Annotated in this window: 28 protein-coding genes; 3 read left to right on the plus strand and 25 right to left on the minus strand. The window is 68.4% G+C overall.

Annotation, left to right across the window (positions count from 1 at the left end; genetic code table 11):
- Positions 1–62 precede the first annotated feature (62 nt).
- Positions 63–1,130: a replication-relaxation family protein gene (locus IEY88_RS38150; protein ID WP_189159795.1), complete on the plus strand. Its 1,068-nt coding sequence runs from the start codon at positions 63–65 to the stop codon at positions 1,128–1,130.
- 7 nt (positions 1,131–1,137) lie between these two features.
- Complete coding sequence (locus IEY88_RS38155) at positions 1,138–2,109, plus strand: C40 family peptidase (RefSeq protein ID WP_189159796.1); 972 nt, start codon at positions 1,138–1,140, stop codon at positions 2,107–2,109.
- A 167-nt stretch (positions 2,110–2,276) separates the two neighbouring features.
- Here the strand turns inward: IEY88_RS38155 and IEY88_RS38160 are convergent, their stop codons facing one another.
- The 6 genes from IEY88_RS38160 to IEY88_RS38185 form a co-directional block, all read right to left on the minus strand.
- On the minus strand, positions 2,277–3,419 hold the full coding sequence (locus tag IEY88_RS38160; protein WP_229694142.1) for a hypothetical protein: 1,143 nt from the start codon (positions 3,417–3,419) through the stop codon (positions 2,277–2,279).
- A 283-nt stretch (positions 3,420–3,702) separates the two neighbouring features.
- A complete protein-coding gene (locus IEY88_RS38165) occupies positions 3,703–4,164 on the minus strand; it encodes a hypothetical protein (RefSeq protein ID WP_189159797.1) in 462 nt (153 codons plus the stop codon).
- A 75-nt stretch (positions 4,165–4,239) separates the two neighbouring features.
- Positions 4,240–4,698 (minus strand): hypothetical protein, encoded by a 459-nt coding sequence (locus IEY88_RS38170; RefSeq protein WP_189159798.1) that lies wholly within the window; start codon positions 4,696–4,698, stop codon positions 4,240–4,242.
- Between the two features lie 210 nt (positions 4,699–4,908).
- Complete coding sequence (locus tag IEY88_RS38175) at positions 4,909–5,319, minus strand: hypothetical protein (protein ID WP_189159799.1); 411 nt, start codon at positions 5,317–5,319, stop codon at positions 4,909–4,911.
- Between the two features lie 542 nt (positions 5,320–5,861).
- Positions 5,862–6,344 (minus strand): hypothetical protein, encoded by a 483-nt coding sequence (locus IEY88_RS38180; protein ID WP_189159800.1) that lies wholly within the window; start codon positions 6,342–6,344, stop codon positions 5,862–5,864.
- 137 nt (positions 6,345–6,481) lie between these two features.
- Positions 6,482–6,886 (minus strand): hypothetical protein, encoded by a 405-nt coding sequence (locus tag IEY88_RS38185; protein ID WP_189159801.1) that lies wholly within the window; start codon positions 6,884–6,886, stop codon positions 6,482–6,484.
- A 1,107-nt stretch (positions 6,887–7,993) separates the two neighbouring features.
- Between IEY88_RS38185 and IEY88_RS38190 the strand changes: the two genes are divergently transcribed.
- Positions 7,994–8,914: a MarR family transcriptional regulator gene (locus tag IEY88_RS38190; protein WP_189159802.1), complete on the plus strand. Its 921-nt coding sequence runs from the start codon at positions 7,994–7,996 to the stop codon at positions 8,912–8,914.
- 879 nt (positions 8,915–9,793) lie between these two features.
- Here the strand turns inward: IEY88_RS38190 and IEY88_RS38195 are convergent.
- The 19 genes from IEY88_RS38195 to IEY88_RS38285 all read right to left on the minus strand — a co-directional run bounded on the left by IEY88_RS38195 (position 9,794) and on the right by IEY88_RS38285 (position 25,226).
- Positions 9,794–10,372 (minus strand): HNH endonuclease family protein, encoded by a 579-nt coding sequence (locus IEY88_RS38195; RefSeq protein ID WP_229694143.1) that lies wholly within the window; start codon positions 10,370–10,372, stop codon positions 9,794–9,796.
- Between the two features lie 429 nt (positions 10,373–10,801).
- Positions 10,802–11,101 carry a hypothetical protein gene (locus IEY88_RS38200; protein ID WP_189159804.1) on the minus strand — a complete coding sequence of 100 codons (300 nt, stop codon included), beginning with the start codon at positions 11,099–11,101 and terminating at the stop codon, positions 10,802–10,804.
- Complete coding sequence (locus tag IEY88_RS38205) at positions 11,098–11,691, minus strand: hypothetical protein (RefSeq protein ID WP_189159805.1); 594 nt, start codon at positions 11,689–11,691, stop codon at positions 11,098–11,100. The genes IEY88_RS38200 and IEY88_RS38205 overlap by 4 nt, the downstream gene beginning before the upstream one ends.
- A gap of 30 nt (positions 11,692–11,721) precedes the next feature.
- On the minus strand, positions 11,722–12,012 hold the full coding sequence (locus IEY88_RS38210; protein ID WP_189159806.1) for a hypothetical protein: 291 nt from the start codon (positions 12,010–12,012) through the stop codon (positions 11,722–11,724).
- On the minus strand, positions 11,999–12,577 hold the full coding sequence (locus IEY88_RS38215; RefSeq protein WP_229694144.1) for a hypothetical protein: 579 nt from the start codon (positions 12,575–12,577) through the stop codon (positions 11,999–12,001). The genes IEY88_RS38210 and IEY88_RS38215 overlap by 14 nt, the downstream gene beginning before the upstream one ends.
- Entirely contained in the window at positions 12,574–13,173 is a 600-nt protein-coding gene (locus IEY88_RS38220; protein WP_189159807.1) for a hypothetical protein, read from the minus strand. The genes IEY88_RS38215 and IEY88_RS38220 overlap by 4 nt, the downstream gene beginning before the upstream one ends.
- 43 nt (positions 13,174–13,216) lie before the next feature.
- Positions 13,217–13,501, minus strand: coding sequence for a hypothetical protein (locus IEY88_RS38225; RefSeq protein ID WP_189159808.1), 285 nt, complete (start codon positions 13,499–13,501; stop codon positions 13,217–13,219).
- A 186-nt stretch (positions 13,502–13,687) separates the two neighbouring features.
- Complete coding sequence (locus tag IEY88_RS38230) at positions 13,688–15,586, minus strand: vWA domain-containing protein (protein ID WP_229694145.1); 1,899 nt, start codon at positions 15,584–15,586, stop codon at positions 13,688–13,690.
- Positions 15,587–15,627: 41 nt separating this feature from the next.
- Positions 15,628–16,851: an AAA family ATPase gene (locus IEY88_RS38235; RefSeq protein WP_189159809.1), complete on the minus strand. Its 1,224-nt coding sequence runs from the start codon at positions 16,849–16,851 to the stop codon at positions 15,628–15,630.
- A gap of 39 nt (positions 16,852–16,890) precedes the next feature.
- Positions 16,891–17,403, minus strand: a complete 513-nt coding sequence (locus tag IEY88_RS38240) for a hypothetical protein (protein ID WP_189159810.1) — start codon at positions 17,401–17,403, stop codon at positions 16,891–16,893.
- On the minus strand, positions 17,400–17,663 hold the full coding sequence (locus IEY88_RS38245) for a hypothetical protein (protein WP_189159811.1): 264 nt from the start codon (positions 17,661–17,663) through the stop codon (positions 17,400–17,402). Before IEY88_RS38245 ends, IEY88_RS38240 begins: the two co-directional genes overlap by 4 nt.
- Before the next feature lie 43 nt (positions 17,664–17,706).
- A complete protein-coding gene (locus tag IEY88_RS38250; protein WP_189159812.1) occupies positions 17,707–17,979 on the minus strand; it encodes a hypothetical protein in 273 nt (90 codons plus the stop codon).
- A 13-nt stretch (positions 17,980–17,992) separates the two neighbouring features.
- Positions 17,993–18,214 (minus strand): hypothetical protein, encoded by a 222-nt coding sequence (locus IEY88_RS38255; RefSeq protein ID WP_189159813.1) that lies wholly within the window; start codon positions 18,212–18,214, stop codon positions 17,993–17,995.
- Between the two features lie 64 nt (positions 18,215–18,278).
- Positions 18,279–18,533 carry a hypothetical protein gene (locus IEY88_RS38260; RefSeq protein WP_189159814.1) on the minus strand — a complete coding sequence of 85 codons (255 nt, stop codon included), beginning with the start codon at positions 18,531–18,533 and terminating at the stop codon, positions 18,279–18,281.
- Positions 18,534–19,918: 1,385 nt separating this feature from the next.
- A complete protein-coding gene (locus IEY88_RS38265) occupies positions 19,919–23,053 on the minus strand; it encodes an AfsR/SARP family transcriptional regulator (RefSeq protein ID WP_229694146.1) in 3,135 nt (1,044 codons plus the stop codon).
- Positions 23,054–23,164: 111 nt separating this feature from the next.
- On the minus strand, positions 23,165–23,569 hold the full coding sequence (locus IEY88_RS38270; protein WP_189159815.1) for a hypothetical protein: 405 nt from the start codon (positions 23,567–23,569) through the stop codon (positions 23,165–23,167).
- Between the two features lie 66 nt (positions 23,570–23,635).
- Complete coding sequence (locus IEY88_RS38275) at positions 23,636–24,082, minus strand: pilus assembly protein TadG-related protein (protein ID WP_229694147.1); 447 nt, start codon at positions 24,080–24,082, stop codon at positions 23,636–23,638.
- Positions 24,079–24,552, minus strand: coding sequence for a TadE/TadG family type IV pilus assembly protein (locus tag IEY88_RS38280; RefSeq protein ID WP_189159816.1), 474 nt, complete (start codon positions 24,550–24,552; stop codon positions 24,079–24,081). Before IEY88_RS38280 ends, IEY88_RS38275 begins: the two co-directional genes overlap by 4 nt.
- Complete coding sequence (locus IEY88_RS38285) at positions 24,549–25,226, minus strand: hypothetical protein (RefSeq protein ID WP_189159817.1); 678 nt, start codon at positions 25,224–25,226, stop codon at positions 24,549–24,551. Before IEY88_RS38285 ends, IEY88_RS38280 begins: the two co-directional genes overlap by 4 nt.
- Positions 25,227–25,287: the final 61 nt, after the last annotated feature.

The raw sequence follows: 25,287 nt of genomic DNA on the forward strand, positions 1-25,287 counted from the left end.
CGGCTGCGCCGCGCAGCGGACGAAAGTCCCTCTCGCGCAACAATATCCCGGAGGTCTGTGACATGATCACCAATCCCACAAGGCAGCGCACCCTTCGAGGTCACAAGGCAATTCGCCCGACTCCGCGTGCGGCGAACAACGCCGATCACCAGGCGGCGCTGGCGGGCCGGTTGACGCCGCGGGACCGGTGGATCATCCGGATGCTGCACGAACACCGCGTGCTCACGGCACACCAGATCACCGCGCTGGCGTTCCCGTCTTTCCGGTCTGGCCGGATGCGGCTACGGGAGCTGTTCCAGTGGGGCGTGGTCGACCGGTTCCAGCCGTTCATCACCTCCGGCACCGCGCCGATGCATTACATCCTCGCGCCCGCCGGGGCCGCGGTGCTGGCCGCCGAGGACGGCCTGGACGTCAAGGAACTCGGCTACCGGCACGACAGGGCCTTCGGTATCGCCCACTCGCTGCGGCTCGCGCACACCGTCGGCGTCGCCGAGTGGTTCACCGCCCTGGTCGACCGCGCCCGCCACGCCGATCCTGCCGGGCAGACCGCGCTGGGCGCGTGGTGGTCGGAGGCCCGGTGCGCACGGCACTTCGGGGACCTGGTCAAACCCGATGCCTACGGCCGCTGGAGCTCCGGCGGCAGGGACATCGAGTTCTTCCTCGAGTACGACTTCAGCACCGAGGTACTGGCCAAGCTCGCCGGGAAACTGGCCGGCTACGCCGTCCTCGCTGCGGCCACCGGGATCACGACCCCGCTGCTGGTGTGGCTGCCGACCTCACGCCGCGAGGCCACCGCCCGCCGGCTGTTGGTACGGGCCTGGCGCGAGCTCGACGATCCGCGCTCGGTCCCGGTCGCCACCGCCGCGGCCGAGCTGCTCGACCCCGAGGCCCCGCACCCGAGTCCCGCCGACGAGGTCTGGCTTCCCCTCGACACCGCTGGGGGCGGCGTGAGCGCACGGCGGGAGCTGTGCCGGCTGCTCGACGCCTGGCCGCACGTCTCACCGCCCAGCACCGGCGAGGGCAGCGATACGGCGCCGGGGGCGGACCTGTCGCTGCCGCTGACGGCTCCCGCGCCCGCGCCGATGCCACCGAAGCCCATTTCACGCGGACCGAGTACCGAAAGGCGGTGAACACCCCATGATCGTGAAGGTCGGTGCCGCTGTGATCGCGGCGATCCTGGTGATCTCGATGCTGATCGTCGGTGGGGTGTCAGGCGCGATCTCGGCGCTTCTCGGCGGCGGTGGCCGGCCCAGCGCGACCGCGCTGGCCGATATCCCCGCCGACTACCTCGCGCTGTACCGCGCGGCGGCCGGTGTGTGTCCGGGGTTGGACTGGTCGATCCTTGCCGCTATCGGGAAGGTCGAGACCGATCACGGCCGTTCCACCCTGCCGGGCGTGCACTCCGGTGAGAACGTTGCCGGTGCGGCAGGGGTGATGCAGTTTCTGGCCCCGACCTTCGCCTCGGTGACCTCCCGGCACACCATCCCGCCCGGTGGCCGGACCCCGCCGTCGCGCTACGACCCGCACGACGCTATCCACGCCGCCGCCTTCTACCTGTGCGACTCCGGTGCCCGCGACGGCACAGACCTCTACCGGGCGGTCTTCACCTACAACCGCGCCGACTGGTACGTCCGCAAAGTCTTCGACCAAGCCGCCATCTACTCCCAGGCCGCGTCCGACGCGGCCGGCGCGTGCGCCGCCTCGCACTCAGCCGGTGATCTCGCGGTCGCACCCGCCGCGGTCGTGGCGGTGACGTTCGCCTGCGGGGAGCTCGGCGAGCCGTACGTGTGGGGCGGTGACGGCCCTGCCGAGGGCGGTTGGGACTGCTCTGGCCTGACCAAAGCAGCCTATGCCGCTGCGGGAATCAAGCTCGAGCGAGTCGCGCAAGACCAATACGACATGGGCCCACTCGTGCCAGCCGGATCACCGCTGCAGGCAGGGGACCTTGTGTACTACGGCACCAGCACCGCGAACATCACGCACGTGGGTATCGCCATCTCACCCACCCACATGGTCAACGCACCCGAGCCCGGCACCACCGTGCGCATCGACAAGATCGGACGCCCTCTCGCCGCCACACGTCCTGCCTCTGGCCGATCACGAGGCTGATCAGGTTCACGTCGCCTTCCAACCGGCAGGGGCGTCATTCAGCGCGCCAGAGCTCGCGATCAGGTCGTGGACAGCGGACGCCGCCGAACACGACTACGAGAGAAAGTCGTCGGACGTTGTCGCACCCGCCACGCGGGGGCCGGAGTTCATGCCGCGATGTCGGCTTCTCAGCGGCGCAGGACGTTGACCCGTTCGCCACCGATGAGTGGCTTGTCGTCCGGCCCGGCCCGATGCCAGTCGATCCAGATAGGGCGATTCTCGTTTCTGTTGGGGTAGTACTGGTTACGCCAGTGTCCGCTCACGATCCAGCTGTGGTGATACTCCCGTCCGCTCTTCTCCCGGTCGTCCGTGCTGTGATCGGAAGGTTCGGTGCGGCTGCGCCGGAGATCGATGTAGCGCACCGCAGTCCCCATCGCCGGGTCCAGGCTCTCGATCCGGCGCCGGGCGGCGCGCGGGGCGTGCACGCGTTCGGAGTGGACCAGAGTCTGTCCCATCAGCAGCCAGGTGGCGACGATGGTGCGCTGCAAGGCGATCTTGGACTCGGCGGCGACCGAGGACTGGTTGTCGGACACCCCGTCCGGCCAGCCTTCCATCTCCATGAACTCCATCGGGGTGAGCGCGCACCACTCGAAGCCGTGCGGCGGGCAGAACGACGGCGGAATCTGTGCGCGTTCCAGGTTCGGCAGCCACGTGGTGAGCAGGTGCGCCCCCCACAGATCGGCGGCCTCCTCGCTTGTCGCTGACTTGTTGTCCGGTGACGGCGTTGGCAGATTGCGGGCGGCGGCTGCCCTTGCTCGCTGCAACGCGTCGTGGTGATCGGCTTTCGCGAGGTTGCGGCCAATCTGCACGACGCCGCGCTGGGCCGGTGACATCGACGTGGGCGCCCACGTGTGGACCCACACGCCGCCGCGCCCGGGACCCCACGACACGATGCACACGTCGTCGTGGGGTCCCGATGCGGTGCCCGGCACCGGCGGTTGCGCGTAGACCATGAACCCGACCGGCGAAGGCAGATCCTCGGGGTGCAGGCGGTAGTCGGGCAGGCTGCTCGCCGCATGGCGAGCGAGTTCGGTCATGGCGGAGGAGACGTAGAACAATTCCGACGCCGGGAGCTGAACTGCCAGCGTGCCCGCGATCGTCGCCGCGACATCATCGACACGGTCGAAGACATACGAATCGCTGGCCCCAGGCGGATGCGGGCCGAGGAAGAAACGAAACCAGTTGCCCGCACCATCAAGGCCAGGATCGCGCGCCCAGTCGGCCATCCGGGCACGGATCTCAGGCACCTCCTTCGCCGATATCTCGATCATGACGATCCCTCGCGGCGTGCGGCGTCGTCTATGCGTCCGAGCTGCCGATCCGGTTCGCATCCGCCGTGATCCCCCAGCGTCCACTGAGTAGCCAGTGCGGCGCCGATCCCGTTCCGCATACGTCAACCCCCTTTGCTTCCACTGATTTCCGGTCGACCGACCTGTATGGACGCTTCGTAGGTCACGAAGTGCCAACACCGTTGGGACACCTAGCGCATGACTCGACCGGAATGTGTCAGCGCAGCCAGGCGAATCAGGGATCCGACCGCTGGAGGACGAGATGTCACAAGGTGATCGTGTCCGTTGTCAACCACCCGGTGCGCGGGAAGCGTCCCAGTCCCGCGAGTACATGCGGTCCGACCGCGACGAGGGTGGCCCGCCACGCCACGACCCGCTGCGGCCACAGGAACTCCGCCTTGAGCACGTTGTACGGATGGGCCTTCCACTCGTCCGGCCCCATCCGGAGACTGTCGTCGAAGACGTGCTTTGCCATGAGGCCGTACGCACCCTCCGGTGTCGCCACCCCCGTGGGCGGCAGCACGTGCGTTGCCGTGGCCCGGTAGGTGGCGGCGCGTTCGCCGTTCGGCTGCGTTTCGCAGACGTAGTAGGCAAAGCCGGGTGTCAGCTCGTCATGCGGCCATGGCGCCGCCGAGTACCCCGGCTGCCACATCGCCCAGGCAAGTCCTGGTGTCCTGCCGGGAATCGGCGAGCGGGCGCTGCACAACCTGACCCATGTCTTGGTCATGTCGGTCCTGTTGTCTGGGCTGCCCGTGGCGACATCGTCTGGTCAGGCAGGGTGTCCGATCGAAGGCGGCTGGGGCTACGAGACGTCGGCGGCGTCCTGGCCACGGTCCGGGTCAGCCGCTGGAGTGCGCTTGGGCCAGCGGATGATCTGCCGGACAGCGATGGCGGCCGTGACGACCAGGGTCCCGACCACGACAGTCCACCCCCAGGGGAGCAAGAGAAACAGCACTACTGCAGGAAAGACCGCGCCTATCACGGTGAGTACAGCCCGTGCGATCGCTGTGCCGACCGGAAGCGGACGCCGAGAAACCAACCGCAGGCCAGTGAACAGCGTGAACCACACGAACTGCCAGCCGATCAACAGGGCGAGCACTATTTCCGGAGCGGAGGCCTCCGCAATGGTGTGCGGCATGAAGAGCTCGCGGACCACCACGATGGTGGCGGCCATGACTATCGCGGCGATCACGACATGGGCCAGCAGCGGACGCCACCGCTGTGCAGCCGATTCTGACGTGCTGGTCGGGTTGTTCGTCATCGGAATTCTTCCTCGTGTCAGGTGGCTGGGAGTTGTTTGATGTCAGAAACGGCCGCTTCACGGCATGGGTGAGCGCGGCGCGGCCGGGTGATCACGGTGGCGACCGTGGCTGCGTCGGCGAACAAGAGATCCGATGCGTGCTCGTCATTGCGCACAAGGAGAAGTTGCCGCGTCGTCGCGGTAGGTGGCCCCAGCCGCGTCAGCCGGGCGCTACGCACATACCGTGTCGCTCGGGACAGCTGCCTCGACGGAATCGGTGTGCAGTCCCATCACGGTGTGCGCCGTCGAGGCGATCACCTGGGGCCACTCGACACTCAGGCCGCTCCAGATGCCCGCACGTGTCCAGCGCCCGTGACAGGCCAGCAGCATCTCGACGTCAACCGCTGCCTCGTCGCGGTGGTGTTGGGTGAGCTGTAGGACGAGGTCGCCATCGGCCTTGTCGGCGGGACGCATCTCGGGCAGCCAGTCTCCGGCGAACAACTGCGGCTCCGCGTCGATGGTGACGTCGACCGCGACGACGAGCAGCGCGCACGTGTCGTCGGGCATCCGCATCGGCGGGTCGACGTGAAACGGCGCGATGAGGATTACCGCGTCCTCGCCGAGTCCTTCCTGCTTCCGCAAGGCGGCCACATCGGACAGATCTTGTCGCGTCGGGATGGATGTGATGGCATCATGAGATGTGGACATTGTGACTGTGCCCCTTCGTTTCCGTTCCGGTTGAGGACTGTGTTGCGGACGTACGGGTGGTGTCGAGCTGTCAACCCGAGGGTGGTGTCGGTGCGCGAATCGCGCGCACGACGTGAAGTGGTTTCATTTGCTGCCAAGGGATAGAACCGGTCCGTCGCGGGGCCGGGTCGATCGGTGACCGGTCAGGGGGCTCTGGCAACCATCACAAGGCCGGGGAAAAACGTTGGGCGGCCCGCGGCGTTCTCGCCGCAATTCACATGGAGGTGCGGCAGGAACCGGGCATCGTCGGGCTGATCGAGGTCGACCTCGGTGTAATAAGCCCGGGAAGGGATCCAGAAAGTTGGCTTTCTCGCGTTGTCTTCGTTCGCCACAACGCCGAGGCCGGTGTTATCACAAGGCATTGCACTCTTCCATCACGGCCGCATAGCGCGCGTGGTCCACAGGTGATGGTTGGAGTCGGCGCGAACGCTGGCGGATCAGGTGTTTCCCTTCACGGCCGGTGGATCTACGCCCAGCACGGCGGCGGCTGTATCCGACAGTTCGCGGCCTACCACGTCCGGGTCGCAGCCCACCCTCGGAAGGCGAGCCCTGATGGCGGTCTTGGACCGTTCCATGTGCTTGGCGAGACTGTCGATGCGGTCCAACGTGCTTCCGCCGCCTGGCTGCAGCCAGGCCTCCCGCAGTTCGTCGTCGAGGGATTGGGTCCAGGGACGGTTGGCGTTCGCGTGACGGTTCGGTCGGCTTCGCAGGCGCGTGTGCGCGCTGAGGACGCGGGTGAGGAGCTTGCCGACCGTGCCGCCGCCTTCGACTGGCAGGCGAAGACGGCCATCGGCCACGACCTCGCCTGACTCTGTCGTTCCGAGCAGGTCGAGCACCAGAAACTCTTCGGAGTCCACGGTTGTGGCGAGTCTGTAGTTGATATCGCCGAGCGTGATCTCGTTGTGGAAGGTGGATGTCATGTCACGCCTCCTGGTGTGGTCCGGATGTGATGTCGTCGGATGAGTCGGCAGGGTCGCGTACACCGCAGTGCTGGTTCGATCCGCTTGGGAAGCGGCCCGGTCCGACGGTGGCCGGACCGGGCCGGGTCAATGACACGTCACGCGGTCTGCACCATCGCGCCGACCAGGGTGGCCTCCGCGCTGTCCCCGCACTTCACGTTAATGTGCTGCAGGAACCGGGGATCGCCGGGCTGGTCGAGGTCGACCTCGTTGTAGTGGCTGGCGAGCTGGAACACCTGCGCGACGAGGTGCACGGCGATTCCCGAGATGGCGTCGCTGATGTCGGTGTCGCAGGTGAGGGTGACCCGCAGCACCGGCTCGTCCCCGGTGTCGTCGGCGGTGACCCGGAACTCGGCGTCGGCGGGCAGCATGCCGTCGCCCTGCACGCTGCGCAGATTCTCGGTCAGCCGGGCGGCGATTTCCTCGAGGGTCAGGTCGGCGGTGTCGGCGTGGTGGTCGCCGGTCAGCCGTCCACGGTCCGCGGTAGCGGTGTCGGTGCTCATAGCGGCTTCCTTCATGTCAGGCGCATCCATAATCCCCTTGCCTTGTAAGGGAATTGTGGATGCACGGCCCGATGCGCTGTCGTGTACATGCCCATCCACGCTCGATACATCGGTGCCTGTCAAGCGGCGTGACGTAAAGGGCCGGATTGGGTTACCCAACAGCGCCAACCGGGACGTCACCGCGAATGTGACCACAAGCGACACTTGTCACCACTAAATTGTTGCTGTTGTTGTGAGTTCAGGTCTTGCGTGACGGTGCCAGCGGTGGCGGACGCCGCGTACGGGTCCTGCTTGGCGCTGGGCACCGCGCTATCCACATTTGATCCGCGCCCTCGTGGATCGACTGACTTGACGTCACCGGGTGACGGAAGCATCAATGGTGGCAAGCACGAGCCCAGCCACCTGAACTTCGCGAGCCTCTGCCGGCGAGGCGTTGCACCAGAAAGCTGGTCTGGGTGTGGTCGATCTCAAGTCGGAGAACCATGGCCAGATCCGACCTGCAGACGCTTTCGCGAATTGGGACGCCCGTTGGCCGGGTGGCTCGCCAGAGAAGGGGAAGTGCAATGCCGGGTATGAGCGCCTGTCGTCGTAACCGTGGCGTGTACAAAGTGGATGGTGATCATTTTGATGATGGCTACTGCCGGGCTTACGGGTTCAAGCGTGGATACGGCCGTGCCCACAACGGCAAGGGCGGTGGGCGAGTCCGTCGCCGGCTTATCCGTCGCCGGGAGAACGTCATCTGGCGTCGTGGCAACAACTGTTGATAGCTGCATCCGGCTCCCCAGGGGCGGCCCCGCACGCTTATGTGCAGCCCGGTGGCATCATTCTCGGCCGCACGTCGTCGACAGGAGCGCCGCGACCATCGACAACAGCCAAACCCGGTCGGTGACAGTTGTCACACCAAGTGACAGGCATGTCGGGTGGGCGCGCATGACTGTCTACACGAGACGGTCGTCTTGTTTTGTAGGACCGCTTGACTTCGTGGCGCGAAGGAAGCGTTCATAGTTCGTGTAGCCCGAACACACCGGTAGCGCACCGGGGGCCACACCCGCTCCGGCCGGGGCATGACCACCACCACCGATCAGCCACGCAAATCGAGGGAATGTCATGTCCAGCAAGACCCGCACCCGCACAGCCAACCCTGCCACCCAGCCAATCGGATCCGCCCGGACGCTGCGGTCGGTTCCCGAAGGGGCCACCGCCGCGACGGATCGCACGGACGCCGAAGACAAGCTGTGGGAAGCGTTGCACACCGGCCCGAACAGCACCGCCACCGACTTGGCCGTGGCGGCGACGATCGGGAAATCGACCGCGCAGAAGATCCTCGCCAAATGGGCCGATGACGGCAGCGTCACCCGCATCACCGGGATCGCGCAGGGTGGTCGGCGCGCCGCCGACCTGTGGGCAATCGCCAACGTCGACACCACCCAGAACGACCCCGCTCCGGCCGAGGCCCCTGCGGCGGCCGACCAGGACCTGACGGGCATCGCGGACGCCGAACCCGACGCACCCGCCGTGCCGGTCACCGGTGACGGTGACGACACCACGGATGCCGAGAACAACTCGACCGACCCGGTCGACACGCAGCCTGTCGACACCGACCCGGTCGACACGGAGTCGACGGTCGCCCCGGTTGAGGGCACACCGGACACGGTCGACGATGAGACTGGCGCCGTGCAGGCCGGACCCGTCGTGGCCGACACGGAACCCGCATCCGGTGGCTGCGCCGCGACCCACGACGACCAGGCAACGACCAGGGGCGGTGCGGACGCGGCGGGCGAGAAGGCGCCACGGCTGCCGTCCGGCGCGTTGCGGGGGATGGTCGAGGACTTCCTGGGGGACCATCCTGGCGAGGAGTTCGGGCCGACCGCGATCGCGAAGGCGCTGGGCGGGAAGTCGTCGGGTGCGGTGAGCAACGCGCTGGACAAGTTGGTCGATGCCGGTACTGCCGTGAAGACCAACGACAAGCCGAGGCGTTTCGCCCTCGCCTCGACGCAACAGGCGCCTGCCCCCGCGCCAACGAGCTAGCCCGAGTGTTCGTGCCCGACCGGCTCGTGTCCCGACCATGGTCCCTTGGGATCCGTCGGGACACGGCCACATCCGCGCTTTCACGCGAACGGCGTGGTTGGGCGAACGGAACAGAAGCCAATGCAGGCCCAACCCGTATCACCGGATCCGCGTCTGGCCGTGGAGCACAAGGGAAGAAGGGTGGTCTCGTCTGAGCTGCCCCGTTGTAGTCATCGATGTCGATGGGGTGCTTGCTGTCGACCCGGCCGCGCTACCGGGAGGTCATGTGGCCGTGCGGGAGCTGGGTTACCGGGCGCACGAGTTCGACGGACTCGGGCCGGATGGTTCATCTGCGCGCGGCACGGTGTGGCTCAAGCCGGAACACGGAGCCTGGTTGCGGGAGCTGTGTGATCGGGTGCCGAGCTGGTCTGGTGCTCGAGTTGGGGGCGGGTCGCCGTGACGAGAATCGCGCTTCGGCTGGAATTGCCCGAGTTCCCGGTCATCGAGGTCCCCTGTCGCGGGCCTGCTTTCGGCTGGTCGTCCAAGATCGGCCCGATCCAGCGGTGGGTCAGCGACTGGCCGCGCGCCTGGATCGACGATCAGCTGGGCGGCAAAGAGCCGGGGTGGGCAGAGGAGCGGCGCGACGACGGCATCCCGACACTGATCGTCCAGCCGCATCCAGGGCGTGGGCTTGAGCGAGCGCGCGTCGAGGAGATCCTGTGGTGGCTCACTGCCGCGAGAAGCTGCGGCGCAGGGGAACGCCGGCCCCGTGAAAAATTGGACGTCCCAAACGCCGCATTGGGGGACAGACAGGGGCAAGGCCACGCCTGGTCACCGTGGGTCGCTCTGGCGGGCCACCTGGTCACGCCGTGCCACCTTCGCCGTCTCGGTGGTCCCGGTTCAGGCGATGCCGACCACGATCGGGACGTTGGAACAGTGCGCGGCCTTCTCCACGAGGACGGCCTTTTCGTTGTTGTCCACGGTCAAGCCCCAGCGGGTCTTCACACTAACCCAGTCGGTGATGTAGCCGCATTGTGCTGCGGCGTAAGGCGGAAGCCAGGTACTCGGGTCCTGGTCCGCTTTGGACCTGTTCGAGCGCGCGGTTACCGCGATCAACGCTGGAGGCGAGTCGAGGTCATTGGCGTAAGCCTCGCGTCGTGTCGCCGTCCATGCGGAAGCGCCACTGTCCCAGGCCTCGGCCAGCGGCACCATGTGGTCGATGTCGACGCCGCGAGCGTCGGAGACGTACTCGTCGTCGTAGGACGAGTACCAGAGTCCGCCGGCGAGGGCGCATTTCGGGCCCACCTCGGGTGCGACCGCGGCCTCGTCGATCAGTACCTCTGCTCGGGTGCTGCATCCATCGCGGTCCGCGTCCGTCCAATGTCGGAACTTGTCGCGCTGGTAGCCGTCACGGCTCTCGTCGGCGACCGCAAGCGCGGCGACCGCCTCGCGCAGCGGCACGGCCGATGCGGCGGCCATCGAGGGCACGGAGCCGAGTGCGATCCCCAAGACCGCGGCGACGAGGACAGCGGCAAGTCCAGGCATCTCAGATGCTCCTCTGACAAAGGACACGCCCCGCGCGTCTGTGTGCTGGCCACCTGCACTCTCGTGCAGTGCTGTGCCAACGTGGTGCAGGCACGACGGAGCCGGCGTGCACTTCCGCTGGTTGAGCTGAACTTTTCAGTCAAGCGGGTGCCGTTGGTCTACAGCGCGTGAGCGGGCGGCTTTCACGGCGTTCCGATCACAAACCATTCACTCCCCCCTCGAGAAAATTGACACCGCGGCAACGAAGCTGACTTGCGACGGACGACATGGCGAGGGGCACAGGGACACGTGAAGTCCCGTGCTGCTGGAGAAGACCGACCGGCGACTCGTGGCCGTCGATCGGGTTGAATGTGTGCAAGTGGGCTACGTAGGCACGACCCACTGACGAGAGGCGGGATCCCAGGCCGCTTCGAGATAGAGCCGGCGCACGTCAGGCAGGCCGAGGCCGATCATCAAGTCGAGCCTCTCGCAGTCAGCATCGCCGGGCCATCGGCCGGTCCACACGTCGATCCCGCAGTCGTGATCATGCGGGCAACTGAGCTGCTGAAGTCCGGTGACGAGGCAGCGGGCGACGTCGCATCCGTCGACGTGCTCCTCGTCGATCGACACCGCACAGTCGGGACAGCGGTCCTGCTGCGGAACCACGCTGACGGGTGTCGTCATGGGGTGCTCCCTCCAGGAACGGCGGTGGGCGGTACCGGCACGCAGAGACCGTCACATACTTGCGCGCCTGCGGTTGCCAGCAGCGGGCAGTCGTAGCGGTGTGCCTTGGTGAGCAGCACGCTGCCGTCTTGTCGTTGCAGGAGGCGGAACGGCCCGCCGTGCTCCTTGGCCCACCGCATGTCGTCGGCGGTGATCACACGTTCTCCGGTGCTGCCGTAGGTGTGGGACAGCAGCGCCCCGATCACGTCAAGGGTCTGCTGTGGCACGGTGGTGTTGCTGGGAATGATCGCGATGACACGCCGGATCAGGTCGTCCGCGATCTCGTTCAGCTCGTCCTTGGCGTTGACGCCGTAGGGCTCTGTGGTGTGCTCGAACCAGCGGTCGCTGTGAGTATGGGCGAGAGCGGTCCAGGTCAGGTCGGCGCTGAGGATCTCCGCTACCGCCCAGGAATCATGGGGCCTGATGCTTCGCTGCACACGCATCTGCACCGTGTACGGGCCGAGGTGCACGGTCCGTGTGTAGGAGTAGGAAGAGCCGCTGTTCACGTCGAAGTCCTCGTCGACGGTGACCGGTTGAAATGAGGTAGTCATTGCGCTTCCTTCTTTCTGTCCTATGTGGTTTTACTGTGGAGACGGTGTGAGGGTGAGCAGGTGGATGGCGTCGCCTGCGTGGTCGAGTTCGGCGGTGTGCCCGTGGGATGCGACGTGCTCGCCGTTCGTGATTACGACGCGCCACCCTGACTGGCGTGCTCGGTCGGTGCAGTAGTAGCTGCCGATGAGGACGCCGTCGCGGGTGACGGTGCCGTAGAGGACTTGCTGCGCGTCGGCGGGATCGGCGACGACGGAGGTCACCTCGCAGCCGTTGGCGTGGAAGGCCCGGACGACGATCTCGACAGCCTCATGTGGTGACACGGTGTTCTTCCTCTCCGGTGTGCGGTGATCGCGTCGATCGAGGTGCCCCAGGTGCTTCCTCGATCGACGACGAGGCGAACGTGCAGCCAGGCGCGTGCAGGGAGTCGTCGCGGGCCTCGGCGATGGGCGCGAGGTCGCTGCCGGGGTCGAGGTGGTCGCCGAGGTCGGCGAGGCCGGCGACGTGAGCGAGGGGGATCTCGGCTCCGCAGCCGGGGCAGGGGGCGAGTAGCAGCCAGGCGGTGCCGGGGGTGGTGTTGTCGGGGATGAACCGCCACAGGCGTCCGGTGAGGTGCTCGGTGATCGTGATCAGGTCGCCGGGGACCGTGCCGTCGCGTGTGCGGTACTCGCGCTGGGGGTCGTCGGTCACGATGACGCTGTCCACATGTACCTGCAGTGCGCCCGCGATGGTCCGGGTCACTCGGGCGCGGCGTGCCCACCTGTTCCATTGTTCGGCGGAGTTGTTGCGGCACAGGAACCCGTCACGGTCAGCGGCGCGATGCGCGCGTGCGACTCGTACGGCCCGTCCGGCAAGCCCGATGAGTCCGGCCGGCCTGTTGGTGCTCATGAGGTGCTCCGGTGAGTGGTGTCGGCGGGATGCGGGAAGTCGCACTCGTCATCGCAGTCCCGTGCGCCCGCGCTGGTGAGGAATGGGCAGTCGTCGCGGTGGGCTTTGGTGAAGGTGACGCTGCCGTCGGGGTGTTCGATGATGTGCAGCGCGCCGCCGTGGGCGTAGGCCCAGGCGATGTCGTCGGGGTCGATGCGGGCTTCGTCGGTGAAGCCGCCGCTGATGGCCAGCAGCCCGTTGATCGCGCGATACAGGTGCACGGACAACGTCGGCATGGCCGGCGGTGACGCGAGGATCTCGGCGGCACCGCACAAGAGCTGTTCGGCCAAAGGACCGAGCACAGCGGCGGGATCGATGTCCGGGCTGGGTTTCGGTGTGTCGTACCACCAGCTGTCGATCCCGGCGGCGGTGAGCGTGCTCCAGCTCATCCCGTTGGCGCGGATCTCGGCGACGGCACCGCTGTTGACGTTATTGTAGATGCCGCGCTGGATGCGAGCGCGGACGGTGTGCCCGTGGATCTCGGTGACGCGGGTGTAGTGGTAGCGCTGCGAGGTGGCTCCGGCGTCCTGGTCGTGGTCGATAATTCGGTTGGTCATCGGGAACTCTCCTTCGTGTACGGGGTGTTCGGGTCGGGCATGGTCACAGCACGGCGGACATGTCGCAGCCGCTGATACCGGCACCGCACGCGGTGCAGCGTTCCCACCACTCGGTGGTGCCGCCGAAGCTGGGGAACGAGTCCGACTCGCACGTGTTGGTTGCGCCGCACCGCGTGCACCGGTAGTCGGTGTCGCTGATCTGCTCGAACAACGACTCCGGCGATCCGTCGTCGGGCGGGGCTGCGAGCGGGGCCACAAATGACCAGCCCAGCGCGCCGGCGGCGCGCGCGAACAGATTCCGGCCCTGCTCGCCCACACCGAGCCTCACCACCGTCGGGGCAGGCCGGTGGGGTATCGACCCGTGATGGCCTGGCCGGGTTGTCGGCGGGCAGAGCGGCGATCGCGTCGCCCACGGTCGCGAATCGGTTCTCGGTCATGGCGGTTCACCTCGTGGTTGTGGTGGCGGTGCCGGAGGCCGGGAGGGTGTCTCGCCCTGAACCCCGCAGGCACTGGGTTAGCGGGCGGTGCGCAGGGCGGCGGTGGCGGCGCGGCCAATGGCGGTGGCGGTGGCGGTGATGGGGTCGGCGGTGGTGGTCTCGTGGTCGCGTCCGGCGGCCGTGGCGGTGCGGCTGTTGCGGCAGTGTTGCCGCCATCCACATACGCAATGGGCGGACGCGGTGCCGTCGGAGTAGCGGTTGATGTCGGTGTCGTGCACGACCAGCCGCTGCACGCTCACCCCGTTCAGTGGGGTGTCGTGCTCGCCCAAGGTCAGCCACAGCACGGCGCACCCGCTGGCGCGCAGGCGGTCGATGCGTTTCTGGCCGTCCGCGCGTGGCTCTTCGCGGAACTTGCCGTCGGAGATGACCACCAGCAGCCGCGCGGCACCGGGCCGGGCCAGGCCGAGGGCACCATCGAGGGCGTCGAGAGCGGTGGGGATGTCCTCCCAGTTGTCGCGGGCCTCGAACAGGGTGACCTGGGCGGGGGCGGTACCGGGGTGGATGATCGGGCGTACGTGGTGGCCGAAGATCACGGTCGCGGTCTGCGTGGGCACGACGGTGTGGCGGGCGGCGCCTGCCAGGATCCACGCTGTCGACGCGATCGCCTTGGTATAGAGGCGGGTGGAGCCGGACACGTCGCAGGCCAACCCGAGCCGGAGCGGCGGTGCGGGAACCGGGGTACGGGTGACGCGGGTGAACGGTTCGGCCGTGGGCAGTGCCCCGGCGGCGCGCTGGGCGTCGGCGGCGAGCGCGCCGCGCATCCGCAGCCGCCCCGGCGGTATCGGGGAGCTGGTCTTGACCGCGACCCGGTCCGGCACTCCGGCGGTGTTCAGCGCTCGTGCCAGCACCCGCGCGGCGGTGCGTTCCTCGGCGGTGGGTGGCCGGGTGCCCGCTGTCTCGGTGCGTCCGGAGGCGGGACCGCTGGGGGCGAGATCGAACACCGACCGGGCAGCTTCTGCCGCGGCCTGCGCTGCGGCGCACTCGCGTGCCTGTGCGGCGGCGGCAACGGCGGCCGGGTCCTGGGGTGCCTTTTCCCGCGCGACCCTCGCCGCGACCGTGGTGAGCACGCCTTCGATCGCGCTCGTCAGCGGCGACGGTGACGGGGTGCCGGACGGGTCGGGGGTCGCGGCCGGGTCGGGTGCCGCGCCGGGGTCCGGGTGGCCGGTGTCCGGGTCGGTGCCGAGGATCTCGCACCATTGCCGCCCGAGTGTGAGCATGGTCTGGCCGTCGTCGTCGGCGGTGCGCAACGCTTTGTGCCACACCGCCCGCAGCTGGCGCAGCATTGGCGCGCCGAGCACCGTTTCGATGACCTGGGCGACCGGGGCGACCTCCCTGGGGGTGAGTACCCCGCCGTCGACCCGGGCGAGCAGCAAGGCGGCGGTGCGGGCGGCGTCGGCTTTGGTCATCTGCGGTGCGGTGGCGGGGTCGGCGAACAGGTGCAGGTCGGCGGCGACGATGTCACGCACGCACGCGCGCAGCCAATGCCGGTCGTCGGGGCGTCGGCGGACCTGCGCCGCTTCCATCCGTGGCTCTTCCAGCAACATGGCGGCGGCGACCACACCGGGCGGAGTGCCCGGCGGCGGGTCCCAGGCGGTGTGCTTGGCGTGCCCGCACTCGTGGGTCAGCGCACCCCAGGTGGCGGCGTAGCGCGTGCGGTCGCCGATGTCGGCGGGCTTCACGGTGGCGGGATCCACGCCGAGGTGGTCGCCGTCGACTTCGATCAGCGCGCGGGCGGGGTAGAAACACGCCGGGGCACCGCCACCCGCACCGGGCGCGATGGTGACCAGCAGGTCTTCCCTGTCGGCGATCACACCGACCTCGCAGGCCAGTGTGGCGGACAGGGTCAGCCATTCCGGGCGGGCGGGCAGCACGGCGGCACCGATGGCGGCGGGGTCGGCGGCGAGGTGGGTGCTCATGGCGGGAAGTCCTTTCGCGACGGTCGGCTGTGCGGGCGGGGTTATTTGACGCGGGCGCCCAGGGCGAGTGGGGTGAGTTCTTTGCCGAACACCTGGCGCACGATCGCGGCGACGCTGGCGCGGTCCTCTTCCGGGGCGGTGCCGACGAGGTTTCCGGCGGCGGCGTCGGCTCCCAGCACGTCGGCGATCTTCTGGAACGCCAGCAGTTCGCGTAGCTGCGGTGCCCACCCGCTGTGCCCGGTGGCCTGCCGGGTGGCGAGGTTGCGGGCGATCTTCACCGCGCGCGGGTCGATCGCGAGCTGGGCGGCGAGGTCGTAGTCGGTGGTCACGAAGATCTGCGCGGAGAACCGGGACGACAGGGCATCGGTGAGCACCGCCCCGTGCACGCCGGGGTTGTGCCCGGCCACAACGTAGAAACCGGGGGCGGCGTCGATGACCTCGCCGCCGTTGGCCTTGACGATGATCTGGCGGCGGCCGTCCATCGCCGGGTAGGCCACGGCGAGCACGGTCGGCGCGATCAGCGTCGCGTCGTCGATGAACAGTGGCCGACCCTCGCGCATCGCGCGGACCAGCGGCCCGTGGATGAACACGTACCGCCCGTCCCCGGTCTGGGTGTACTCGCCGACGAGATCGGCGACCGTGGTGTCCCCGTCGCCCTGCACGGTCAGCAGGTCCGGGAACGCCGCCTCCACCACGCTGGTCTTACCGGTACCGGGTGGCCCGTACATCAACGCGGCCACACCCGCCTCGCGCAGCTTGCGCAACGCGACCACATCCGGCATCCCGGACAACAAGCGCGGGTGGTACGCCGTCCCGTTCGGACGCATCACCGGACCAGCCACCGCAGCACCAGTCCCAGCGGAACCGCTCACCCCGGAGCTGGCGGAGGCGGTCGCGGGCGTGGCACGGGCGGCGCGGGTTTTCGTGGCGCGGCGCGGTCGAGTGGTGCCGGACGGGGTGATACCGGGTGTGACGGTGCGGGCGGCGACGGCGGCCGTGGTCGCGGTCGCCCGGTAGGTCAGCGGCGCGGTGGACACGATCTCGGCTTCACCCCTGTCGGCCAACGCTTTGCACGCGTTGCCCACCGCCCCCGACGATCGGTTCAGGGTGTGGGCGATGGCACGCGGCGTGAGGTTCGCGCCCACATCGGCGAGTACTTTCGCGACCATCGCGCGGAGTTCACCGTTGCCCAACCGCGACACTGGTCCGGTCGCTGGTGTGGCGGGTGCAGCCGTGCCGGATGTCGCCGGAGCGGGCGTGGTCATCGCGGTGGTCCTTTCGATCTCGTGCGGGTGTGCGTGGTGTCAGTCGCGGTGTGAGCAGGCGAGTCGTGGGCAGTCGTGGTGCGAGCAGTCGGTGCGGTGTGCGGGGTCGCCGTGGTGTTCGGCGGGTAGGTGGTCGAAGCGGGTGTCGTTGTCGGGGTCGAGGTAGTCGCCGACGTCGGCCAAACCGGCGACGCGGGCCACCGGCACGATGCCGCCGCAGTCGGGGCATTCGTCGATCAGCAGCCACCGTTGGTCCGGTGCGGTGAAGTCCGGCACGAACCGCAGTACCCGGGAGGTCACCGGGTCGGTGATCGTGATCAGGTCGCCGGGTTGTGGCCGGGAGATGCCGTAGCGGCGGTCGGGGTCGTCGATCACCGCCACGGTGTCGGGCGAGACCATGAGCCGTTCGGCGATCTTGCGTGCGGTGACGTCACGGCGTGTCCATTGCGGCAAGTCCTCGGGGCGGTAGTTGGCGCCGACGGCGTCGATGCCCCGGCGGTATCGGGCCTCGGTGATCGCGCGGGCGACCAGGCTGCGGGCTGTGGTCGTCACTGCGACCACCCCAGGGCGTTGGCGGCGAGGTCGGGCAGGTAGCCGACCTGGTCGCGTTCGCCGAGCCACACGACCGGCGGGTCGTGGTGTTCGGTGCCGTCGCCGTCGGCGTCGTCGGGGGTGCGCACGACCGGCCCGATGGTGTACTCGAACGGGTTGCCGGGTTGTGCGGCCCATCGGATCGGGGTGGCGCGGTCGTACTGCTCGAGCGCGTCTTGCAGGTCGCCGACGGTGTCGATCTGGTTCGGCCAGATAGCCATGACAGTGCCCTTCCGGTTGCGGTGTAGGGGTTTGCGGTGTTGATCAGTCGAGGGGTGCGCCGTGGTCGTGGTTCCATTCCGTCTCGCTGATCTCGACCACGCGCAGCAGGCAGTGCTGGCGGCGGTCCTCGCCCGCGTCGTTGCGGTACCGGGCGATCACGTTGATGTAGGCCGCGCCGTCGGGGCCGTCGTAGATCTCGACGTCGAGCCGGTTGGGGTCGGGCAGGTCGGCGTGGCTGGCGTCGCTGATCAGGTCGCGAATGCCGTACACGAACTCCGGCAGGGTCAAGCCGTGGTCGGTGGCGGGTGCGGTCATGACGGGCCTCCGGTTATTCGGTGTCGTCGAGGTAGGTGGTGACGCCGTCGGCGTAGGCGGCGGTGTAGTAGGTCGCGAACGGCGCGAACCGTTGCGGCACATCGAGTTCCGTGTGCGGATCGCCGCCGTAGGCGTCGACGTAGGCGGCGTGCGTCCAGCCGTCGTGGTATCCGGCCTCGGTCGCCCGTTCACACAACGTCGCCGGGGTGACCGTTGGCGTGGCAGGTGTGGTCATCGCTGGTGTCCTTTCACGCATGGCGGGTAGCCCGAACCGTTACGGGAGTTCGGCGGGTGGGGATTTATGCGGCGGCGGTGGTGTAGTGCGCGATCTTTTCGTCGTCGCCGTCACCGGAAATAGCACCGACAAGATCGGTGTAGCCCATCGCGCGCAACACGGCGGCGGTGGCGCAACCGCCGCAATGGCGGCGCGTCCGCGTGCGCGGGCCGTCCGGCGTGTGAACCGTGACTTTCCGGCCGTAGAACGTGACCGGGTAGCACATCACGGCGGCACCGTTCTCGATCATCTCAAACGGTGCGGTACCGGTGGTGATCATGACGTTCCCCGTTCATGCGTTGGACATGGCTCGCGCCGAGTGTGGTATTCGTTTTGTTTCCGGTTCCCCGGCGGTAATTCAATTATTACTCCGCCGCGCGTCGCGCACAATAGGAATGGCCGTCTTTTCGGCACCCTTTCGGGTGATTATTGTCGCCGCATTGTGGCGCAATAGAAAACCGTCCGTACGGTCACATTTCCGAACGTCTTGCACCGATTTCCGCAGGTCAGCGATGCCAAGTGCACGCCGGCCGCCGCGGACGGAAATAGTCGGGCGACACACAAGGAGCGAATCAAGGGAAATAACTGAAATAAAAGAATAAGGAAGATGGATAGCAGTGAAGGTGAGACAAGGTAGAGGGCTGATCACGAAGTAGTGACCAAGACAGCGACTACGCAGCCAGCGCCGATGTGTCTACCGGCTTGCGGGCAAGCGAGTCTGGGATACCAGCGGATCCCCCTGCGACACCGATGACCAGCATCTCCGCAGGCCGTAGAGGGTGGTCCTCTAACCTGATCCCCCGTATGAACCCCGTCATGACCCTCCGTATGAACCACCAACGGAAGGCACTGTGCGTGTAGATGATCTTCCTTGCCGCTACTTGGCGTGACATGCTGTGACGGTGTGACGTGAGCCGGAATACGGAGGGCTGATTCCGGCGCCCTGCCGGACGACGAGAAGCCTCGTGGCTCCGGGGCGAGTGGGAGGCCAGGGTCGACTCCTGCGGTAGCACTGAGCAGAGGCGGGCGCTCGAATAGGAGCCGTAGGGATTGTGTCGCTGAACGAGAGGGCGACGGGTGCGGCGCGAGGACTCGGCCGGCACTGGTGCGCATGTGAGTGTGAGGGATGAGGGGTGAGGGGTGAGGGGTTTCTTCGGTGTCCATGACCCGAGGCGCCGCGTCGGGGCAAGCGGGAACAGGCCACACTGGTCACGACAACCTCGGGTGACCTCGCATGACGAGAAGGAATTCTTTCCACGGCCAGCTAGTATTCCGTCGACGAAGAATCTCCGGGCAACCATCCCGGCCTGCAGAATAGCATTCCTGGCCGCAAGCCGAAAAAGATGACCATCGAAGCAACTTTGTTGCACGACCTGCGCGCAAAGTCTTTTCCGGGCACGGTCACGCACTCGCTGAAGGTCGAAGCACTGGCGTTCTTGACGCTGGCCGAGGCTCTGGTCGTCCCGCTTGGCGCGCACCCGGAACTCATCGTGCACGCTGCGCCGTACCGCTGCCGGATTGGCGGCGAGGTAGTCGCACTTACCGGAATTGCCGAGTTGGACGAACTCGGTCTCAGCGACGGCGAGGCCAGCGAACAGGACAAGCCTGCGGGCACGAGCTCGGTCCTGGCTGTGGTCGTTAGGCCCGTACCGTCCTGGCGCCATGTCAACTGGCCGTGCTGCGATCACGTGTGCCCTGAGCGTGTGAACTCGCTGGGCCGGCCGGATTGTCCTCGTGGCGTTGTCCCAGCTGGGCTGCCAGGCCGCGAGCCTGTGGGGTCGGTGCGGCGTCGAGTTCGGCCAGCCGGGCGGTCAGCAGGGTCAGTGTCCGCGGGATGGCGTCGATCTGCCCGAGCCGTTCCTGCAGGCGCATGATGTCGCGGTAGAGCGGCTCGTTGTGCGGGTCGAATGCCCGCGCGACCTCCAGCAGGTCCAGGGTCTGCTGCGGGTCGGTGTCGACCAGTGCGCGGGCCAGCGCGGCGACGGCGTCGACAGCGTCGCGGCGGATCGCCTCGCGTACGGACTCGATCCACTCGTTCGACATGTCTTCTGCCAGTGTTCCGCCGTAGGCGTTGACCACGTCCCAGAGGGCGTCGATTCGGGCTTGGTCGGTGGTGGCGGCGCGGCGTGCGGCGACAGCGTGAGCGAAGCGCCGGTAGTCGACGCTCACCAGCGCGGGGTCGAGTTGGTAGCGGCCGTTGCTCGTCGAGACGATGTCGGTCACCGCTCCGTCGGTGGCGGCGGCCAGTGCGGTGCGCATCCGTGCCAGCGCGGTGTGCAGGGCGTTGGTCGGTCGGGCCGGCGGGTCGTGGCTCCACAGCGCCGAGATGAGCGGGTCGCGGGTGACGCCGTCGGGGTGCAGCGCGAGAAATACCAGCAGTTCCTGGGTTCTGGGCTGCAAGGTCCCGGTGATCTCCCGGGAGCTCGTGGCCGGGTGAGGCTCGGGGTGCCAGTGCACACGCAGGCCACCGAGCACGGTGACCGTGATCTGCGCGGCGTCCGTGTCGTCCTCGTGGTGGGTGGTGAAGGCCGGCGGTGTTGCGGCCACGGGTTCGGTGTGTCCGTCCGCGGGCGCCGGATCATCGGTGAGTGCGCCCGGCTGTGGATGTTTTTTCTCCGCACCAGCGACGTCCGCGCGGTCCGGTTTGTGCTGTCGCTCCCGCAGGCCCTGCGCTGGGCTGGGATCGAGGATCTCCGGCTGGGTGTCGGAGGGTGCGGGTTGCGTAGCCGCGGCCGTGACCTTCAGCTCGATCTCACTCGTACTGGAGGGGCGGGTCTCGAGCTGGCCTTCCCCCCTCGGCACCGTGTGATCGTTGCCGGCCGGTGGCGTGGCCGCGACGGGCGTGTGTGGTGCCGGTGACAGGTCGGGAAGGTAGCTGGTGTCCGGCAGGTAGGGCTGGGGTTCGGCTTGGTGCAGCAGATTAAGGAGCTGGGTGGTGTCGTCGCCGCCGAGGCGGAACACCTGGGTGCCGCGCAGTGCTTCGCCCAGGCCGGGGCCGGTGGCCGAGATCGTGCCGTCGGCGCGGACGTAGCAGGTGACGCCGGGTTGCCACTGGCCCAGCAGCAGCCCGGTGACACCAAACGGCCTGCCGGTGTCCAGGACCGCCTGGAGCCGCAGGTGCGGTGCTGGTGGCTGGGCGACCAGCACCAGCGGCGGGCACCTCCTGTGCCCGGCGCCGGGTTCCCGGCTGGTGGTGGCGCGCACCAGGATCTCGGCCTCCACCGCGTCCAGCGCGCTGTCCAGGTCTCGGACGACTCGCACTGTTGAGGGCAGGTGCAGGTGGCGCGCGCCACGTCCGAGCATCGAGACCAGGTCGCCGGCGGGGACGATGACGACCGTCCCCGCCGATGTCGCCGGATGGCGTGGTGAGGTGGTCAGTGCCGTGATCAGCAGGGCACGGGCCGCGGCGGGGGCGCCGGCGCCGACCAGTCCGAGGCCGCGAGCGGCGGCGAGGTCGAGGGCGATCTCACGACCATCGCGGACACCGATTCCTGGCGTGAGAGCCGCGGTGCCGCCTGCACCGGCCTCGTGTGCGCCCACCATCAAGGGCGGCACGGCCGGGCCAGGCCGCGAGCGTTCGTCGTCCGCCTCATCTTCGTCGAGGTCGATGTCGTTGTGTGCCTCGGTGCGCAGGTGTGCCAGGCGCAGCTGGTAGACGACCGGGGCGACCGGCAGGTCGTCGCGATCGCCGCTGCCAGGCCGGTATCGGCTGCGATGGCGGCGGCGGGCGAGCATCAGCGTCGCGCTGACCGCGGCGGCCAGTCCGAGACTGACGAACAGCTCGGCGCCCCATCGGAAGCCGGGTTCGTCCGCCGACTGCGCCGCTGGGGTGCGGCTGGTCGCGGACGGTGGGGCCTGAGGAGTAGATGGCGCGGGTGGGGCGGGTGTGGACGGCTGGAGGCTGGTCGAGGGCGCGGAGGAGGTCGATGGCGGGGCGGGAGAGTTCGGGGCCTGATCGGCCGGCGGCGGCGTGGGTGCGTGCGCCTCGCGTGGCAGTGCGAGCTCCTCGCCGGGGAAGATCAGGCTGGGCTGGGTGAAGGCGTGCCCGTTCGGTTGCGGTCTTCCTTTGTTGAGCTCGAAGATCTCCGGGCAGCGGGCGCCGTCGCCGAGAGTGCGTTGCGCGATGCGCCACAACGAGTCGTGGACTCCGTCATGCGGTGCCAGCACGACCACCGACTCTGGCCGCGTGGAAACATCACCCGCGCCGCCAGCGGGCGCTACCGAGCGGCGGCCTTCCAGCGCCTCGGTGCCGGGTGTGGGGTGGTGCCAGGCTGGGGCGGTCGCCACGACCGGGGCTCCGGTCCCGAGCGTGGCCGACAGCGGGGCGGACGCCGCCAGTGTAAGCCGATTGCCCAGTACCGCCATCAGGATCGAGCCGACCAGGGCACCCGCCAGCGCCTGCGTCGGGCCTGCGGCGGAGAACTCGACGGACCGGGCCGCGTCGATCCCGCGCCGGGCCAGATCCACAGTGCAGGCCACGACGTCGAGGGCGAACGCGGCCCACCAGATCCAGCACGCGCAGGCGATGACGTCCAGCACGAACTCCGCCGTGATCGGGCTGAGCAACACGACTTGCAGCTCGGTCCAGGTCAGAACGTGGTCAGGCAGCGGCCAGCCGACGTAGTGCCACAACGCCCACGGCACACCCGCCGTCAAGGCCAGTAGCGCCGTCGCGGCGACCAGACCGCGCAGCACACGGCCAGCGACACGGATCGTGCCGGCCAGTCCCCGCCGGACACGCCGGCCCGTCGCCGGCGACAGAGCTGACCCACTGCGGGCGTGGTGCGGCTTGGAGCTCACGGCTGGCTCGTTTCCTCAGCTGTACAGGTCCTGTTCGGCCCGATGCGTCCTGTCCGGCGGGTGAGCACCGGCCTGGCTAGGGTCACCCCAGCTCAACCGGTTCGGAGGCCGTCATGTCACGTCCGCCGTGACCAGTTGCGGTGGCTGGCCTGCCTGGCCGTTGGTCGTTGTGCTCCCGGCGGACAGCTCGCGGCTCGGGTCGTCGTGCCTGCTAGCGGTGAGCGGCTTCTTCTTCGCACGAGCCGGTTTTGAGGCGTTGAGCCATCCCGTCAGGACAGCCGGCCGGATGCTGGTGAACCGCGACAGCTCGTCGATGTCCATCACGTCACGCGAGCCGGCGATGACCTCTGCGAGTTGCCGGTCGAACTCCTCCACCTTGCCGGCGTGGATCGCCCGTTGCCGGGCGAGCTCACCGACCTGTTGCGCCGCGGCGGCTCGCCGCTCCCGCCGAGCAGTGTCGGCTTCCTCGACTCGGCGCCTGATCTCCTGCGCTGTCGCGATATCGGTCGTGGCCATCGGGTCTCCCCTTCTGTGCTGATGCCGCGGTGCGAGCGATGAGGACCCTGGGCTACCGGGGGTGGGTCAGGGTTCGGCGGTCGTGATGCCGCGCTGCGGATGCGCGCTGCCCTCGCCGTGAACCTGCAGGCGGGACACGCCGATGAGTCCGAGTAGCTGGGTCGGCTGGGATGCCGTGACCGTGACGGTCACGGTGTTGCCGGACACGGTGACGGTGCCGGACGCGTCGACGCTGCCGAGGTAGGAGCGGGCCTCGGCCGCCGCTTGCGCCGGGATCAGGTGAAGCTGGCCGCTGGCGCGGTACTGGGCGAGGTCGAGTGCTTGCGCTCCGGCGCGGGCGGCGGCCTCGGCGTGCCCGTTGGCCTTGACCTTGGCCGCGAGCGCCAGGCCACCGTCGAGGCCGAGCCCGGCGAGCGCCAGGAGCGCGAGGGTGATCGTCACGACGAACGCGCTCACCTGCCCGTCGTCCGCACACGACCGCACCCGCCGTGCCAGCTGATTCATCCGGGTCATCTGCCGCTCCTTCCCTCAGCCACGATGGCCCTGGACCGGTAGGTGTCCACCGGCTCAATCGCCGTGGCGGACAGCCGTTTCTGGCCTGCGCCGAGCATCAGGGCGTCACCGAGGTCGACGTCGCAGCTGACGGTCACGGTCACGGTGCCGCCCGGCCGAAGTCCTGCGGTAGCGATGTCCACGGCCACGGATCGGCAGGTCACCCCCGCCGAGGCCAGCGCGGCGGTCGCGGTCGAGCGTGCCTGGCCGGCGGCGCGGGCACTCGTGCGCTCGAGACTGGCCGCTCTAGCCGCCTGGTGCGCCACGTCATTGATCCGCAGCCGTGCGTCGACACCGCGGTGCACGACCACAGCGACGAAGACCAGCAGCATCACCAGAAGCGGCGTGACCAGAACGATCTCGCTGCTCGCAGAGCCCCGGTCCTCACGCCACCACGAACTGCGGCACGGCGTTGTCCGTGCGGCGGTCATGGCGTCACCGCCGCGGGTAGAACGTCGTGCAGTGCGGTCAGGTGCGCGAGCAGGTCGTCGGTCCGGGTCGTGGCCGCGGCGTGGTGCAGCCGCCGGTTGGCTTCGCGGATGTGTGCGGTGGCGAGGGTGAGCCGGGCTATGACCGGCTGCAGGTCCTCGTGTGCCGTGGGCGCCTGGTACAGCGCGAGCAGCATGTCCCACGCCAGCCGGTGAACAGCGTCCAAGTGGCCTTGGCCGATCCACGGCGCGGCGGGCCCCGAATGACTCAGGTGCACCGCGTTGATGACCTGCGCGGCAAGGGCTGCCGCAGCCAACGGTCCCCGATCCAAGAAATCAGTGGAACGGAAGTACCATTCACCTCGCCCGCGGTCGGTGCGCCAGGCAGCCGTTCGAGCCGTCAGGTCATGACCGAACCGCAGGTAGTCGTAGCGTGCGATCAGCACCGCGACCACGACGAGCACCGCGCCCGCCGCGACAACAAGAACAAGCATGGGCCGGTTGGCCACGCCGATGAGCAGCGTCAGCACCCCGCCGAGTGCATACAGCCCGGCATCAGGCACCAGGCAACGCCACACGGCACGGCGACGCAGCCGCTCAAGGGCCAGACCGGGACGCCACAGCACCGGTTCGGTACCGGAACTGAAGCTCCCGTACCGCACAGGAGACTCGTTCATCAGACACTCCAGTCCTCTCACAGCGCCACGCTGTTTGATCCTTTGTGGACATCTGATAGAT

It is taken from the genome of Lentzea pudingi (assembly GCF_014646255.1).
Classification (GTDB): domain Bacteria; phylum Actinomycetota; class Actinomycetes; order Mycobacteriales; family Pseudonocardiaceae; genus Lentzea; species Lentzea pudingi.